This is a genomic window from Blastococcus sp. MG754426 (assembly GCF_021699055.1).
Taxonomy (GTDB): domain Bacteria; phylum Actinomycetota; class Actinomycetes; order Mycobacteriales; family Geodermatophilaceae; genus Blastococcus.
The window spans coordinates 117,698-133,730 of the sequence record NZ_SSXC01000001.1; the positions used below are offsets into that span (position 1 = coordinate 117,698).

Below are 16,033 nucleotides of genomic sequence, written 5' to 3' on the forward strand. Positions count from 1 at the left end.
GCCGACCCCGCGAGGGGTCGGCGCTCGACAGCTGCCCTTACTTGCGGGCGTTGATCTGCTCGGTGGCGGCCGGGACGACGGTGTTCAGGTCACCGACGACGCCGAAGTCGGCCAGCTCGAAGATCGGCGCCTCGGGGTCCTTGTTGATGGCCACGATGGTCTTCGAGGTCTGCATGCCGGCGCGGTGCTGGATCGCACCGGAGATGCCGACGGCCACGTACAGCTGCGGCGAGACGGTCTTGCCGGTCTGCCCGACCTGGAAGCTGTGCGGGTAGAAGCCGGAGTCGACCGCGGCGCGGGAGGCGCCGACGGCGGCACCGAGCGAGTCGGCCAGGCCCTCGATGATCGAGAAGTTCTCGGCGCTGGCCACACCGCGGCCACCGGAGACGACGATCGAGGCCTCGGTGAGCTCGGGGCGGCTGCTCTTCTGCTCGACGACGCGCTCGACGACCCGCACCTGCTTGGCGGCGTCGCTCACCGCGACGTCCACGGTCTGCTCCGTACCGGCGGCCGGGGCCGGCTCGGCGGCGACCGAGTTGCCGCGCAGCGTGTAGATCGGGGTGCCGACGGTGACCTGCGAGTGCACGATCGTCGCGCCGGCGAACGCCACCTGGGTGGCGGTGCCGTCGGAGGCGATCTCGGTGACGTCGGTGAGGAAGCCGCTGCCGGTCTTGACGGCCAGGCGGGCGGCGATCTCCTTGCCCTCCGGCGACGAGGGGATGACGACGGCGGCGGGCGACTTCTCGCTCACCAGCTGCGCCAGCACCTCGGCCTTCGGGGCCACGAGGTAGTCGTCGATGTCGGCCGACTCGGCGACGTAGACGGTGGCGGCGCCGTACTCCGCGAGCTGGTCGCGGACGCCGGCGGCCGTGCCGGGCGCGCCGAGGACGACGGCCGACGGCTCACCGAGCGCGCGGGCCGCGGTCAGGGCCTCCAGGGTGGTCTTGCGGACACCGCCGCCGGCCGGGTTGAGCTCGGCAAGGACCAGGACCTCTGCCATGGGGTGTTCTCCTCTTCCTTCGATCCGGGCGGGGTCAGACGATCTTCTGGCCGGCGAGGAAGTCGACGAACTTCTGCGCGCCGTCGCCCTCGTCGGTCACCTTGACGCCCTCGCCCTTCGGCGGGCGGCCGGCGAAGTCGAGGACCTTGCTGGTGGCGGTGGCCAGGCCGACGCTGCCCGCGTCGACGCCCAGGTCGGCCAGGGTCTTGGTCTCGACCGGCTTCTTCTTCGCGGCCATGATCCCCTTGAACGAGGGGTAGCGCGGCTCGTTGATGGTGTCCCAGGTCGAGATGATCGCCGGGAGCGGGGCCTCGAGGGCCCAGTAGCCGCCGTCGGTCTGCCGCTCCACCTTCGCGGTGCCGCCCTCGATGGTGACCTTGCGGGCACCGGAGAGCTGCGGGATCCCGAGCCGCTCGGCGAGCAGGGCGGGCATGACCGAGAGCTGCGCGTCGGTGGCCTCCGCGCCGCACATGACCAGGTCGTACTCCAGCTGGCCCAGCGCCGCGGCGAGGACCGCGGAGGTCTGCACCGCGCACGAGCCGTGGATGGCGTCGTCGACGACGTGCACGGCCTTGTCGGCGCCCATGGACAGCGCCTTGCGGATGGCGTCGGTGGCCGACTCGGGGCCGACCGTGAGCACGGTGACCTCGCCGCCCTGCGCCTCCTTGATGGTGAGCGCCTCCTCGATGGCGTACTCGTCCATCTCGTTGATGACGTTGTCGGCGGCGGCCCGGGCGACGGTGTTGTCGGCCGGGTCCAGCTTCCGCTCACTACCCGAGTCCGGGACCTGCTTGACAAGAACGACGATGTTCATCGCGCTGAACCTTCCTCAGGACGCGTTCAGGATGCGGGCACGCGGGCCCGCCTGGCTCCAAGGATGGAGGCTACTGCGGGGTAACGCCGCCGGGGCAGGAGGGGCGGGTGAGGCACGTCACGGCGGCGAGGTGGGTGGGACCGCCCACTCCCCCGTCGCGGCGAACCGCTCCAGCGTCGTCGCGTACGGCGCCAGGTCCAGCCCCTGGGCCGCCACCCAGTCGTCGGAGTAGTACGTCCGGGCGTACCGCTCCCCGCCGTCGCAGAGCAGCGTCACCACGCTCCCGCGGCGGCCGGCGGCGACCATCTCGGCGACCAGCCCGAAGGCGCCCCACAGGTTGGTCCCGGTGGATCCCCCGGCCCGTCGCCCGGTGACCCGCTCCAGGTGCCGCATCGCGGCCAGGGAGGCCGCGTCCGGCACGGCGATCATCCGGTCGACGATGGTGGGCACGAACGAGGGCTCCACCCGCGGCCGCCCGATGCCCTCGATGCGCGACGGGGTACCGGTCGTCCAGCCCGGGTCGACCGCCGCGTAGCCGGGGAAGAAGGCGGAGTTCTCCGGGTCGACGACGGCCAGCCGGGTGGGGTGCCGCCGGTAGCGCAGGTAGCGGCCGATGGTCGCGCTGGTGCCGCCGGTGCCCGCCCCGACCACGACCCACTCGGGGACCGGGTGCGGCTCGGCGGAGAGCTGCTCGAAGATCGACTCGGCGATGTTGTTGTTGCCGCGCCAGTCGGTGGCCCGCTCCGCGTAGGTGAACTGGTCGAGGTAGTGACCCCCGCACTCGGCGGCCAGCCGGCGGGCCTCCTCGTAGATGTCGGGCGCCCGGTCGACGAAGTGGCAGCGTCCGCCGTGGAACTCGATGAGCGCGACCTTCTCCGGGCTGGTGGAGCGCGGCATCACCGCGACGAACGGCAGGCCGAGCATCCGGGCGAAGTAGGCCTCGCTCACCGCCGTCGACCCGCTGGAGGCCTCGACGACCGTGCTGCCCTCGGTGATCTGGCCGGAGCAGAGCCCGTACAGGAACAGCGACCGCGCCAGCCGGTGCTTGAGGCTGCCCGTGGGGTGGGTCGACTCGTCCTTCAGGTAGAGGTCGACGCCCCACTCGGGCGGCAGCGGGTAGACCAGCAGGTGGGTGTCCGCGCTGCGCCGCGCGTCGGCCTCGACGACGGCGACCGCCCGGTCGACCCAGGCCCGGCCGCCCGGGTCGGACCGGTCGACGACGTCGTCCACGAGGGTCAGCGGCCGGAGAACTCGGCCTTGCCCGGGCCGTTCTCCAGGAACGAGCGCATGCCGTTCACCTGGTCCTCGGTGTCGAACAGCTCGGCGAACAGCCGGCTCTCCAGGTCCAGGCCGCGGTCCAGCGACAGGTCCAGCCCCTCGTCGATGGCGCGCTTGGCGGCGGCCAGGGCCAGCGGCGGGCCGGCGGCGAGCTTGCGCGCCATGGCCAGCGCGGTGTCGTACACCTCGTCGTCGGGGACGACCGCGTCGGCCAGCCCCATCTCCAGGGCCTCCTCCGCGCCCACGTGCCGGCCGGTGAAGACCAGGTCCTTGGCCCGGGCCGGGCCGACCAGCCGGGCCAGCCGCTGGGTGCCGCCGGCGCCCGGGATGACGCCCAGCAGGATCTCGGGCTGGCCGACCTTCGCGCCCGCGCCGAGCACCCGGAAGTCCGCGCACAGCGCCAGCTCGTAGCCGCCGCCGAGGGCGTAGCCGGTGACCGCGGCGATCACCGGCTTCGGGATGCGCGCCACGGCGCGGAAGGAGTTCTGCAGCTCGCGGCCCCAGGCGACCATCGACCGCCCGTCCAGCTGCGACATCGCCTTGATGTCGGCGCCCGCGGCGAAGACCCGCTCCCCGCCGTAGAGCACGACGGCGCGCACGTCGGCCCGCTCACCGGCCTCGAGCGCCACCGCCCGGACCTCCATGTGCAGCTGCTCGTCGATGGCGTTCATCTTCGGCCGGTCGAGGCGGATCGTGCCCACCCCGTCGGCCACCTGCAGGGTCACGAACTCGGGCGTCGATGCCATGGTCGGCACCTTATCGAGCGCGTCGTGCGGTGAACCGGCCGTCGGTGCGGGTCAGCTCGAGCGGCAGGCCGAAGGTGTCGGAGAGGTGCCCGTCGGTCAGCACGTCGTCGGCCACCCCGGAGGCGACCACCTCGCCCTCGCGCAGCAGCAGCGCGTGGGTGTAGCCGGGCGGGATCTCCTCGACGTGGTGGGTGACCAGCACCTGCGCGGGCGCGTAGTGGTAGCGCGCCAGGTCCGACAGGCGGGCCACGAGGTCCTCGCGCCCCCCGAGGTCCAGACCGGCGCCGGGCTCGTCGAGCAGCAGCAGCTCGGGGTCGGGCATCAGGGCGCGGGCGATCTGGGTGCGCTTGCGCTCGCCCTCGCTGAGGGTGCCGAACGGCCGGTGCGCGTACTGGGCCACGCCCCACTGCGCCATGAGCATCCCCGCCCGGGTCAGGTCGTGGACGTCGTAGCGCTCCCGCCACCGGCCGACCACGGCGTAGCCGGCCGAGACGACGACGTCACCGGTCTTCTCCGCCGGCCCGATCCGCTGGGCGAGGGAGGCGCTGGTCAGCCCGATGCGCGGCCGCAGCTCGAAGACGTCGACGGCGCCGAGCGTCTCGCCCAGCAGCCGCACCTCGCCCCGCGTCGGGTGCAGCTGCGCCGCGGCGAGCTGCAGCAGCGTGGTCTTCCCCGCCCCGTTGGGGCCGAGCACCACCCAGCGGTGGTCCTCCTCCACCGCCCAGTCGACGCCGCGGAGCAGGTGGTTCCCGCCCCGCACGACGTCGACGCCGGTCATCCGTACGACCGCCCCCGCGAGGGCGTCAGCATTCGGCACGCCCCCCATCCAACCAACCCCCCGCGCCGGTCGGTGCGCCCGCTCCGGGCACGGACCAGGCACGATCGTCCGGTGACCGAACACCCAGCGGCCGGACACCTGGTCCCCGACGTGCTGCCCGGCGCACCGGCCCCCCTCGGGGCGGTGTGGGACGGCCGCGGGACGAACTTCGCGCTGTGGTCGGCCGGCGCCTCCGCCGTGGACCTGTGCCTGTTCGACCCCGACGGCACCGAGCACCGGCACCGCCTGGAGGAGACGACCCACCAGGTGTGGCACGGCCGGCTGCCGGGCGTCGGCCCGGGGCAGCGCTACGGGTACCGCGTGCACGGCGGCTACGACCCGGCCTCCGGTTCCCGCTACAACCCCGCCAAGCTGCTCCTCGACCCCTACGCGCGGGCGGTCGACGGCGAGCTGCGGCTGCACCCCGCGCTCTTCGGGCACCCCTTCGACCACCCCGACTCCCCCGTCGCCGACGACCAGGACTCCGCGCCCCACGTGCCGCGCGGCGTCGTCGTCCACGACCCCTTCCCCTGGGACGGCGACCGCCCGCTGCGGCGCTCCTGGTCGGACACCGTCATCTACGAGGTGCACGTCAAGGGCGCCACCGCCCGGCACCCCGACGTGCCGCCGCACCTGCGCGGCACCTACGCCGGCCTCGCGCACCCGGCGTTCGTCGAGCACCTGCTGTCGCTCGGGGTGACGGCGGTGGAGCTGCTGCCGGTGCACCACTTCGTCAGCGAGCCGCACCTGCTGCGCCGCGGGCTGACCAACTACTGGGGCTACAACACCCTGGGCTACTTCGCGCCGCACGCGGCCTACAGCGCCTCGGGCAGCGGCGGCCAGCAGGTCACCGAGTTCAAGACGATGGTGAAGGAACTGCACGCCGCCGGGATCGAGGTGCTCCTCGACGTCGTCTACAACCACACGGCCGAGGGCGACCACACCGGGCCGACGCTGTCGTTCAAGGGCATCGACAACCCCGGCTACTACCGGCTCGACGGCGGCAACCCCGCCCGCTACACCGACTACACCGGCTGCGGGAACACCCTCGACGTGCGCCGCCCGGCCGTCCTGGGGCTGCTCATGGACTCGCTGCGCTACTGGGTCACCGAGATGCACGTCGACGGCTTCCGCTTCGACCTCGCCTCGGCGCTGGCCCGGTCGATGCACGACGTCGACCGGCTCTCGGCCTTCTTCGACGTCGTCCACCAGGACCCGGTGGTCAGCCAGGTGAAGCTGATCGCCGAGCCGTGGGACGTCGGCCCCGGCGGCTACCAGGTGGGCAACTTCCCGCCGCCGTGGACCGAGTGGAACGGCAGGTACCGCGACACCGTGCGCGACGTCTGGGCGGGCGCGCACGTGGGCGTGCGCGACCTCGCCTACCGGCTGACCGGCTCGTCGGACCTCTACCGCTCCGACGGGCGGCGGCCGTTCGCCTCGATCAACTTCGTGACGGCGCACGACGGCTTCCCCATGGCCGACCTGGTCACCTACGAGCACAAGCGCAACGAGGCCAACGGCGAGGAGAACCGGGACGGCGAGAGCCACAACCGGAACTGGAACTGCGGCGTCGAGGGCCCCACCGACGACCCCGGGGTGACGGCGTTGCGGGCCCGCCAGGTGCGGAACATGCTCACCACGCTGCTGCTCTCCACCGGGGTGCCGATGCTCACCGCCGGTGACGAGCTGGGCCGCACGCAGGGCGGCAACAACAACGCCTACTGCCAGGACAACGAGATCTCCTGGCTGGACTGGGCGGCCGCCGACGAGGACCTGCTGGCCTTCGTCACCCGGCTGGTCCGGCTGCGCCGCGGCGCGCCCGTGCTGCGGCAGGAGGCGTTCTTCGAGGGCCACGAGCTGGCGGGCACCGGCGGCACGCGCGACCTGGCCTGGTTCGCCCCCGGCGGCGGTCAGCTGACCACCGGGGACTGGTTCGACACCGGGCTGCAGACGATCGGCATGTACCTGGACGGTCGCGGCATCCGGCACCGCGACGAGCACGGCCACCCGGTGGTCGACGACTCCTACCTGGTGCAGCTGCACGCGGGGCCCGACCCGGTGACCGTCGAGCTGCCCGGCCCGCCGTGGGCCGACGGCTACGAGCTGGTGCTCTCGACGGAGTACGCCCGCGGCACGCCGCCGGCGCTCACCTTCCTGCCGCCGGGGCCGGTGCAGCTGCCCGGCCGGTGCGTCTGGCTGCTGCGGGTCGAGCGCCGCCCCTGACGACGGAGTGCGCCGAGGCCGGGTTCCCCGGTCGGGGCCCGGCCTCAGCGCACGTCGTGGACGTCAGTCCTGCGGCTGCTCGAAGGTGATGACGGTCCAGCCGAGCAGCAGGCGGTCGCCGTCGGAGAGCGGGTGGGCCACCCCCGGCTCGAGCTGGGTCCACTCGGTGGCCTCGGGGCCGGCGACGTGGGTGCCGTTGAGCGAGCCCAGGTCGACCAGCGAGACCTCGCGGCCGTTGCGGGTCAGCGCCGCGTGGGCCGAGGAGAGCACGTTCTGGGTGTCGGCGATCGGCACCGCGCGGGCCGAGCCGCTGGAGACCATCTCGTGGTTGTCGGGACGCCGCCCGAGCACCAGGTCCTCGTCGATCGTGACGACCATGCCGTCGTCGAACCGCAGGATCGGCGCGGCCTCGTTCGCCTCGGGCCGCCAGAAGGCGGTCTGCTCGCCCGACTCGGGCCGGTCCGCGGCCGCGGCGGCACCGCGGCCGGCGCCGAAACCGGAGTCCGTGCTCGCCGAGAACGACTGCGCCGGGGCCGCGGCGGGGGCGGCGGCCGCCGTCCCGGCCAGGTGCAGCGTGGCCCCGCCGCCGGGCACGGTGCCCTCGACCAGGTCGTAGCTCACCCCCGGCGGGGTGCGCGGGGCGGACTGGCCGGGGCCGACGTACAGCGACTGGCCCAGCGAGAAGCCGGTGGCGAGGCTGCCCCCGTCGATCGACGAGCCGGTGACCGGGACGCCGTCGACGGCCGGCTGGCCCTTGCCCGCCCACAGCGCGACGCCGGTGCCGGAGTCGGAGGCGAGGACGAGGGCGAACGAGGCGCCACCGGAGGCCAGGGAGCTCACCTCACCGGCCACGGCGGCCAGCACGCGGTCGGCCCCGGGACCCGACACGCCCAGGCAGGCGTGCAGGGCCGACACGAGGGCGGGCGAGCCGGGAGCGTCGACCCACAGCAGGCCGCCGCCACGGCGAGCGACGACGGCATCTCCGGGGAGGACTTCACAGCGGTCGGGCATGGCGTCCAGCCTAGTGATGCGCGAGCGTTCTGGCTGGCCGCGGGCCACCGCCACGCCGGGGCGCGACGACGTCACACGAGGTCACTGTGACCGGCGTGGCCCGAGTGCCCGCTGGTTCCCCTCAGGCCGTGCTCACCACACCGAGCTCCGCCGGGTCGGCCAGGTGCTCGGAGTGCGGGAGCACCCGCACCGTGTAGCCGAACGCACCCGTCCGCTCCAGCGGCAGCGTGGCGGTGAACCAGTGCCGCGAACCGTCGGTCTGCTCGTGGCTCATCGGCACCGTGGTCACCTCGTGCAGGCCGTCGGCGTCGTCGACCCGGCCGTAGGCCGCCTGCACCTCGACGTCGTCGGGCTGCAGCCCGGGCAGCTGCACCTCCGCGCGCAGGGCCAGGGTCGAGCCGATCTCCGGCGTGTCGCCGCCCCCGGTGGCCTCCACGTGCGCAACCCGGACGTCGTGCCAGTGGGCCAGCAGGTGCGCCCGCCAGGAGGCCTCGGTGCGCGCCGGCGCGTACCCCTCGGCCGCCATCGCCCGGGCCGAGCCCGCGGCCGGCACGTACAGGTTGCGGACGTAGTCGCGCACCATGCGGGTGGCGAGCACCCGCGGGCCGGTCTCCCGGAGCGTGTGCCGCACCATCTCGACCCACCGGCCGGGGATGCCGTCGTGGTCGGTCTCGTAGAAGCGGGGCAGCACCTGGGTCTCGAGCAGGTCGTAGATCGCCCGGGCCTCGACCTCGTCACGGCGGTCGGGGTCGGCGACGCCGTCCGCCGTCGGGATCGCCCAGCCGTTCTGGCCGTCGAACCACTCGTCCCACCACCCGTCGCGGATGGAGAGGTTCAGCCCGCCGTTGAGCGCCGCCTTCATGCCCGAGGTGCCGCACGCCTCCAGCGGGCGCAGCGGGTTGTTCAGCCAGACGTCGCAGCCCCAGTAGAGGTAGCGGGCCATGCCGATGTCGTAGCCCGGCAGGAAGGCGATGCGGTGCCGGATCTCCGGGTCGTCGGCGAAGGCGACCATCTGCTGGATGAGCTTCTTGCCGCCGTCGTCGGCCGGGTGGCTCTTGCCGGCGATGACGAGCTGGACCGGTCGCTCGGGGTCCAGCAGGAGCGCCTTGAGCCGTGCGGGGTCGCGCAGCATCAGCGTGAGCCGCTTGTAGGAGGGCACCCGCCGGGCGAAGCCGATGGTGAGCACGTCGGGGTCGAGGACCTGGTCGGTCCAGCCGACCTCGGCCGCGGTGGCCCCCCGCGAGAGCGCGGTGTCCCGGACGCGCCGGCGCACCTCGTCGACGAGGCGGGCGCGCAGCATGCGCCGGGTGCCCCACAGCTCGGCGGCCGGGATGCGGTCGACCCCGTCGAAGTGCACCTCGCCGTCGACCTCCACCGGGTCGCCCTGGCTGGAGGTCTGCGTGCCCATCTCGACCAGCTCGCGCGCGGTCCAGGTGGGGGCGTGCACCCCGTTGGTGATCGAGCCGATGGGCACGTCGCCCTCGTCGAAGCCGGGCCACAGGTCGTTGAACATGCCCCGGCTGACGTGCCCGTGCAGCCGGCTCACGCCGTTGGCCCGCTGCCCCAGGCGCAGCCCCATGTGGGCCATGTTGAACTTCGCCGGGTCGTCCTCCGCGCCCAGCGGCAGCAGCTGGTCCATCGGCACGCCGAACCCGGCGAAGTAGCGCTCGATCAGCGCCTTGGGGAACCGGTCGATGCCCGCCGGCACCGGGGTGTGCGTCGTGAACACCGTGCCCGCGCGGACGGCCTGCAGCGCCTCGGCGAAGCTCAGGCCGTGCGCCTCGCTGAGCTCGCGGATGCGCTCGACGCCCTGGAAGCCGGCGTGACCCTCGTTGGCGTGGAAGACCTCCGGCTGCGGGGTGCCGGTCGAGGAGCAGTGGGCGCGCACCGCCCGCACCCCGCCGATGCCCAGCAGCATCTCCTGCCGCAGGCGGTGGTCCTCGTCGCCGCCGTAGAGCCGGTCGGTGACCAGCCGCTCGGCGGGTGCGTTCTCCTCGATGTCGCTGTCGAGCAGGAGCAGCGAGACCCGGCCCACCTGGGCGCGCCAGACGTGGGCGTGCAGCGTGCGCCCCTCGGGCAGCGGCACGGTGATGACCACGGCCGAGCCGTCCGCCTGGCGGACCAGCTTGATCGGCAGGCCGTGCGGGTCCAGCGACGGGTAGTGCTCGAGCTGCCAGCCGTCGGCGGACAGCCCCTGGCTGAAGTAGCCGGCCCGGTAGAGCAGGCCCACCCCGATCAGCGGGACGCCGAGGTCCGAGGCCGCCTTGAGGTGGTCGCCGGCGAGGATGCCGAGCCCACCGGAGTACTGCGGCAGCACCTCCGTGATGCCGAACTCGGCGGAGAAGTAGGCGATGCTGCGCGGCGCCTCGTCGCCCAGCGACTGGTACCAGCGGGGCGTGCTGAGGTACTCCTCCAGGTCGTCGACGGCGTCGGTGAGCCGGCGGACGAAGCGGCGGTCCTTGGCCAGCGTGGCCAGCCGCTCGGCCGAGACCTCGCCGAGCACCTTGACCGGGTCGCCGCCGCAGCGGCGCCACAGGTCGGGGTCCAGCGCCTCGAAGAGATCACGGGACTCGGCGTGCCAGGACCAGCGGAGGTTCATCACCAGCTGGGACAGGGGCAGGAGCGGCTCCGGCAGAGCCGCGCGGACGGTGAACCGGCGGAGTGCTCGCACCGGGCGAGCCTAACGAGATCCGGGCCCACCGGCAGGTGCGTCGCGCACCGTCCACGGGGCGCGCCCCAGCCCGGACGGGTGACCCCCGGGAGCCGGATCGGCCGCCGAGATGCTGGTGAGGCGGCAGCTCAGTAGCGTGGTCGGCGATGACTGGCCGCGCTGATCTCCGCCTCGGCATCACCGATGTCGCCCCCGTCGTGTCCTGCGGGTCCTTCTCCGCCCGCGCCGTGATCGGTGAGCACGTCCCGATCACGGCCACCGTCTTCCGCGAGGGCCACGACGCCGTCGCGGCCAACGTCGTCTGGACGCCGCCGGGCGGCGACGAGGCGGGCGGACCCTTCCTCCGCATGGCCAAGCTGCCACCCGAGCCCGACCGGTGGCTGACCACCGTCGTGCCCGACCGCGAGGGGCTGTGGACCTTCCGTGTCGAGGCGTGGAGCGACCCTCTCTCCACCTGGCGGCACCACGTCGAGGTGAAGGTCGAGGCGGGGCAGGGCCCCGACGAGCTGGCCAACGACCTCGAGGAGGGCGCCCGGCTGCTCGACCGGGTGGCCGCCGAGGCCGAGGAGGACTGGCGCGGCCGCGTCGAGGCCGCCGCCGCCGCGCTGCGGGACACCTCGCAGGAGCTCACCGTCCGCATCGCACCCGCGCTCGCCGCCGGCCTGCAGCGCTACCTGCACGAGCACCCGGTGCGCGAGCTGGTCACCCGCTCGCAGCCCTACGAGGTGTGGGTGGACCGCAAGGAGGCGCTGTTCGGCTCCTGGTACGAGTTCTTCCCGCGGTCGGAGGGCCCCGTGGTGGCCGGGGTGCCCACCCACGGCACCTTCACCACGGCCGCCGACCGGCTGCCCGCCGTCGCCGAGATGGGCTTCGACGTCGTCTACCTGCCGCCGATCCACCCGATCGGCAGGGTGAACCGCAAGGGACCCAACTCCAGCCAGTTCCCCGGCGGCAACCCGCACGAGGTCGGCCCGGACGACGTGGGCTCGCCGTGGGCGATCGGCAGCGCCGAGGGCGGGCACGACGCGGTCCACCCGCAGCTGGGCACCATGGACGACTTCACGGCCTTCGTCGCCCGCACCCGCGAGCTGGGCATGGAGGTGGCGCTGGACTTCGCGCTGCAGGCCGCGCCGGACCACCCGTGGGTGGCCGAGCACCCGGAGTGGTTCACCACCAAGCCCGACGGCACGATCGCCTACGCGGAGAACCCGCCGAAGAAGTACCAGGACATCTACCCGGTCAACTTCGACAACGACCCCGAGGGCATCTACGCCGAGTGCCGCCGGGTCATCCAGGTGTGGGTCGACGCCGGGGTCAAGATCTTCCGCGTCGACAACCCGCACACCAAGCCGCTCAACTTCTGGCACTGGCTGATCTGGGACGTCAAGCAGAGCCACCCGGACGTGCTCTTCCTCGCCGAGGCGTTCACCCGGCCGGCGATGATGCACCAGCTCGCCCGGCTCGGTTTCACGCAGTCCTACACCTACTTCACCTGGCGCACGGGGCGCCAGGAGCTGGAGGAGTACGGCCGGGAGCTGGCGTCCAACAGCCACTACATGCGGCCGAACTTCTTCGTGAACACCCCGGACATCCTCCACGAGTCGCTGCAGTTCGGCGGCCCGCCGATGTTCAAGATCCGCGCCGTGCTCGCCTCGATGATGAGCCCGACCTGGGGCGTCTACTCCGGCTTCGAGCTGTTCGAGCACGTGGCCGTGAAGCCCGGCAGCGAGGAGTACCTCGACAGCGAGAAGTACGTGCTCCGGCCGCGCGACTGGGCCGGCGCCGAGGCCTCGGGGCGGAGCCTCGCCCCCTACCTGCGGCGGCTGAACGAGGTGCGCCGGGCCCACCCCGCGCTGCAGCAGCTGCGCACGCTGCGGTTCCACCAGGTCGACAACCCCAACCTGCTCTGCTTCTCCAAGACCGACCCGGCGTCCGACGACGCCGTCCTGGTCGTCGTGAACCTGTCCAGCCGGGACACGCAGATCGGGACGACGGCGCTGGACCTCCCGGCGCTCGGCCTGGACTGGCACGAGCGCTTCGGGGTCACCGACGAGCTGACCGGCGCCCGGTACGACTGGGGCCAGTTCAACTACGTGGAGCTCGACCCCTACCGGGAGCCGGCGCACGTCTTCGCGCTGAGCTTCCCGCGCTCCGTCCAGTTCCCCCCGCCCGTCGCCTAGCGAGATCGATCTCCGGCCCCGTCCCGGGTCCCACCCCGAGCCAGCGAGGGTGGGCCGGCGGGGTCCTCCCACCGAGAGGGGAACCCGCTCCCGATGTCCGTTCCCGTCCCCGACGCACCCGCGAGCCACTCCGCCCTGCCGCCGCCGGGCACCGACCCCGAGTGGTACAAGCGCGCCGTCTTCTACGAGGTCCTCGTCCGCGGCTTCGCCGACAGCAACGCCGACGGCGTCGGCGACCTCCGCGGCATGCGCGACAAGCTGGACTACCTGCAGTGGCTCGGCGTCGACTGCCTCTGGCTGCCGCCGTTCTTCGCCTCCCCGCTGCGGGACGGCGGCTACGACGTCAGCGACTACACCGCGGTGCTGCCCGAGTTCGGCACCATCGAGGACTTCAAGGAGTTCCTCGACGAGGCCCACGCCCGCGGCATGCGCGTGATCATCGACTTCGTCATGAACCACACCTCGGACCAGCACCCCTGGTTCCAGGCCAGCCGCAGCGACCCCGAGGGCCCCTACGGCGACTTCTACGTGTGGGCCGACGACGACAGCGGCTACGCCGACGCGCGGATCATCTTCGTCGACACCGAGAGCTCCAACTGGACCTTCGACCCGGTGCGCAAGCAGTACTTCTGGCACCGGTTCTTCTCCCACCAGCCCGACCTGAACTTCGAGAACCCGAAGGTGCGCGAGGCGATCCTCGACGCCCTGCGCTTCTGGCTCGACCTCGGCATCGACGGCTTCCGGCTGGACGCCGTGCCCTACCTCTTCGAGGAGGAGGGCACCAACTGCGAGAACCTGCCGCGCACCCACGAGTTCCTCAAGGAGGTGCGCAAGGTCGTCGACGCGGACTACCCCGACCGCGTGCTGCTCTGCGAGGCCAACCAGTGGCCCGCCGACGTCGTCGAGTACTTCGGCGAGAACGGCGACGAGTGCCAGATGGCCTTCCACTTCCCGGTGATGCCGCGCCTGTTCATGGCCGTCCGGCGGGAGCAGCGGTTCCCGATCTCGGAGATCATGGCGCAGACGCCGGACATCCCCGACAACTGCCAGTGGGGCGTCTTCCTCCGCAACCACGACGAGCTGACCCTCGAGATGGTCACCGACGAGGAACGCGACTACATGTGGGCCGAGTACGCGAAGGACCCCCGCATGAAGGCCAACATCGGCATCCGCCGGCGGCTGGCCCCGCTGCTGGACAACGACGTCAACACCCTCGAGCTGTTCAACGCGCTGCTGCTCTCGCTCCCGGGCTCCCCGGTCCTCTACTACGGCGACGAGATCGGCATGGGCGACAACATCTGGCTCGGTGACCGCGACGGCGTCCGGACCCCGATGCAGTGGACCCCCGACCGCAACGGCGGCTTCTCCACCGCCGACCCGCAGCGGATGTACCTGCCGCTGAACCAGGACCCGGTGTACGGCTACCAGGTCACCAACGTGGAGTCGCAGCTGCGCAACACCAACTCGCTGCTGCAGTGGGTGCGGCGGATGATCCAGGTGCGCGGCCAGCACCCCACGTTCGGGCTGGGCACGTTCGAGGAGGTCGGCTCCCGCAACCCGACGGTGCTGTCGTTCGTCCGCCGGTTCGGCGACGACATCGTGCTCTGCGTCAACAACCTCTCGCGCTTCCCGCAGCCGGTGGAGCTGGACCTGCGCGAGTTCGAGGGCTACACGCCGATCGAGCTGACCGGGCGGGTGGAGTTCCCCCAGATCGGCGTCCTGCCGTACATGCTGACCCTCGCCGGGCACGGCTTCTACTGGTTCGAGCTGTCCAAGCCGACCGAACCGGTCCCCGACGAGCACGAGGACTGGGCCAGCGCGACGTCGAGCGCGGTGGCCGACACCCTGCTGGCCGCGGGCGTGGTCAGCGCCGCCGACGAGCCGTCCGACGAGTCCGGAGACCCCCGATGAGCGCCGATCCCCGAACCGCGCTGACCGACCTCTTCCGCGACTGGATCCCGCACCAGCGGTGGTTCGGCGGGAAGGGCCGCGAGTGGGCCGAGGTCACCGAGGACGGGTTCTTCCTCGACCGCGGCAACCCGGTGCTCTCGGTGCACCGCGTGCGCATCCGGTACACCGACGACGTCGTCGAGACCTACCTGGTGCCGCTGTCCTGGCGCGACCACCCGGCCGAGGACCTGGAGACCGCGCTGGTCGGGGCGGTGTCCAACGAGGGCACCGAGACCTACGCCTACGACGCGATGCGCGACCGGGAGTCCACCGCGCCGTGGCTGATCCACCTGGCCCAGGGCTCGACCATCGGGCCGATGCGCTTCACCCCGGCCGGGGAGGGCGACATCCCCGAGGGGCTGCCGGGCGACATCGTCTCCACCGAGCAGAGCAACACCTCGCTGGTCTACGGCCAGGAGGCGATCCTGAAGCTCTTCCGCCGGCTGGAGCCGGGGCTCAACCCCGACGTCGAGATCCACGACGCCCTCCGCCGGGCGGACAACCCGCACATCGCCGCGCTGCTGGGCCACGTCGAGATCGACGACGCGCAGGGCGGCGACCCGGCGACGGTCGCCATGCTGCAGACCTTCGTCCCGAACGCCAGCGACGGCTGGCGGCTGGCCACCGCCAGCGTCCGGGACCTCTACGCCGAGGGCGACCTGCACGCCGACGAGGTCGGCGGGGACTTCGCCGCCGACAGCGAGCGGCTCGGCGCCGCGACGGCCTCGGTGCACGCCGACCTGGCGCAGGTCCTGCCCACCGAGCAGGCCGAGCCCGGCTGGCTGGCTACCGTCGCCCAGCAGATGTCGGACCGGCTGGACGCCGCCACGGAGATCGTGCCGCAGCTGCGGGAGCACGCCGAGGCGCTGCGGCAGGTGTACGCCGCCGTCGCCGGCAGCGCGGAGCCGGTGGTGCGCCAGCGGGTGCACGGCGACCTCCACCTGGGGCAGGTGCTGCGCACCGCCACGGGCTGGATCATCCTCGACTTCGAGGGCGAGCCGGCCCGCCCGCTGGCCGCCCGCCGCGAGCTCGACAGCCCGCTGCGCGACGTCGCCGGGATGCTCCGCAGCTTCGACTACGCCGCCCGGCACCTGCTCGTCGAGCTGCCGGAGGACTCCCAGCGGGAGTACCGCGCCCAGGAGTGGGCGGCCCGCAACCGGGCCGCGTTCTGCGCGGGGTACTCCGAGGCCAGCGGCATGGACCCCTGCGGTGAGTCACCACTCCTCCGGGCGTTCGAGGCGGACAAGGCGGTTTACGAATGCGTCTACGAGGCGAGGAACCGTCCGCACTGGCTGATGATCCCGCTCCAGTCGATCGCCCGGCTCGCCGGCCGCGACTGAGCC

11 protein-coding genes are annotated in these 16,033 nt (G+C 72.8%); 4 read left to right on the forward strand and 7 right to left on the reverse strand.

The genetic code is table 11. The features are described from left to right. Nucleotides 1-37: 37 nt before the first annotated feature. From E9549_RS00610 to E9549_RS00630, 5 genes are all read right to left on the reverse strand, one after another. Nucleotides 38-1,000, reverse strand: coding sequence for an electron transfer flavoprotein subunit alpha/FixB family protein (locus tag E9549_RS00610; RefSeq protein WP_236824634.1), 963 nt, complete (start codon nucleotides 998-1,000; stop codon nucleotides 38-40). A 34-nt stretch (nucleotides 1,001-1,034) separates the two neighbouring features. Then, nucleotides 1,035-1,814, reverse strand: coding sequence for an electron transfer flavoprotein subunit beta/FixA family protein (locus tag E9549_RS00615; RefSeq protein ID WP_236824635.1), 780 nt, complete (start codon nucleotides 1,812-1,814; stop codon nucleotides 1,035-1,037). 117 nt (nucleotides 1,815-1,931) lie between these two features. Next, a complete protein-coding gene (locus E9549_RS00620) occupies nucleotides 1,932-3,044 on the reverse strand; it encodes a PLP-dependent cysteine synthase family protein (protein ID WP_236824636.1) in 1,113 nt (370 codons plus the stop codon). Nucleotides 3,045-3,049: 5 nt separating this feature from the next. Then, nucleotides 3,050-3,838 carry an enoyl-CoA hydratase/isomerase family protein gene (locus tag E9549_RS00625; RefSeq protein ID WP_236824637.1) on the reverse strand — a complete coding sequence of 263 codons (789 nt, stop codon included), beginning with the start codon at nucleotides 3,836-3,838 and terminating at the stop codon, nucleotides 3,050-3,052. A gap of 10 nt (nucleotides 3,839-3,848) precedes the next feature. Next, a complete protein-coding gene (locus tag E9549_RS00630) occupies nucleotides 3,849-4,616 on the reverse strand; it encodes an ABC transporter ATP-binding protein (RefSeq protein WP_236824638.1) in 768 nt (255 codons plus the stop codon). Between the two features lie 111 nt (nucleotides 4,617-4,727). Here E9549_RS00630 and glgX point away from each other — a divergent pair, with 111 nt between their 5' ends. Further along, complete coding sequence (gene glgX, locus E9549_RS00635) at nucleotides 4,728-6,878, forward strand: glycogen debranching protein GlgX (RefSeq protein ID WP_236824639.1); 2,151 nt, start codon at nucleotides 4,728-4,730, stop codon at nucleotides 6,876-6,878. Between the two features lie 63 nt (nucleotides 6,879-6,941). Here glgX and E9549_RS00640 read toward each other — a convergent pair whose 3' ends face one another. Together E9549_RS00640 and glgP are read right to left on the reverse strand one after the other, a co-directional pair. After that, entirely contained in the window at nucleotides 6,942-7,889 is a 948-nt protein-coding gene (locus tag E9549_RS00640; protein ID WP_236824640.1) for an FHA domain-containing protein, read from the reverse strand. 121 nt (nucleotides 7,890-8,010) lie between these two features. Continuing rightward, nucleotides 8,011-10,560, reverse strand: coding sequence for an alpha-glucan family phosphorylase (gene glgP, locus E9549_RS00645; protein WP_236824641.1), 2,550 nt, complete (start codon nucleotides 10,558-10,560; stop codon nucleotides 8,011-8,013). Nucleotides 10,561-10,706: 146 nt separating this feature from the next. Between glgP and E9549_RS00650 the strand changes: the two genes are divergently transcribed. From E9549_RS00650 to E9549_RS00660, 3 genes are all read left to right on the forward strand, one after another. After that, entirely contained in the window at nucleotides 10,707-12,740 is a 2,034-nt protein-coding gene (locus E9549_RS00650; protein ID WP_236824642.1) for an alpha-1,4-glucan--maltose-1-phosphate maltosyltransferase, read from the forward strand. A gap of 93 nt (nucleotides 12,741-12,833) precedes the next feature. Further along, entirely contained in the window at nucleotides 12,834-14,651 is a 1,818-nt protein-coding gene (gene treS / locus E9549_RS00655) for a maltose alpha-D-glucosyltransferase (RefSeq protein WP_236824643.1), read from the forward strand. Continuing rightward, on the forward strand, nucleotides 14,648-16,030 hold the full coding sequence (locus tag E9549_RS00660) for a phosphotransferase (protein WP_236824644.1): 1,383 nt from the start codon (nucleotides 14,648-14,650) through the stop codon (nucleotides 16,028-16,030). Before treS ends, E9549_RS00660 begins: the two co-directional genes overlap by 4 nt. Nucleotides 16,031-16,033: the final 3 nt, after the last annotated feature.

Excerpts from the sequence above, each read along its gene's own strand:
- E9549_RS00610 (WP_236824634.1), bottom strand. The coding sequence starts at position 1,000 with ATGGCAGAGGTCCTGGTCCTTGCCGAGCTCAACCCGGCCGGCGGCGGT.
- E9549_RS00615 (WP_236824635.1), bottom strand. The coding sequence starts at position 1,814 with ATGAACATCGTCGTTCTTGTCAAGCAGGTCCCGGACTCGGGTAGTGAG.
- E9549_RS00625 (WP_236824637.1), bottom strand. The coding sequence starts at position 3,838 with ATGGCATCGACGCCCGAGTTCGTGACCCTGCAGGTGGCCGACGGGGTG.
- E9549_RS00630 (WP_236824638.1), bottom strand. The coding sequence starts at position 4,616 with ATGACCGGCGTCGACGTCGTGCGGGGCGGGAACCACCTGCTCCGCGGC.
- E9549_RS00640 (WP_236824640.1), bottom strand. The coding sequence starts at position 7,889 with ATGCCCGACCGCTGTGAAGTCCTCCCCGGAGATGCCGTCGTCGCTCGC.
- E9549_RS00650 (WP_236824642.1), top strand. The coding sequence starts at position 10,707 with ATGACTGGCCGCGCTGATCTCCGCCTCGGCATCACCGATGTCGCCCCC.
- treS (WP_236824643.1), top strand. The coding sequence starts at position 12,834 with ATGTCCGTTCCCGTCCCCGACGCACCCGCGAGCCACTCCGCCCTGCCG.
- E9549_RS00660 (WP_236824644.1), top strand. The coding sequence starts at position 14,648 with ATGAGCGCCGATCCCCGAACCGCGCTGACCGACCTCTTCCGCGACTGG.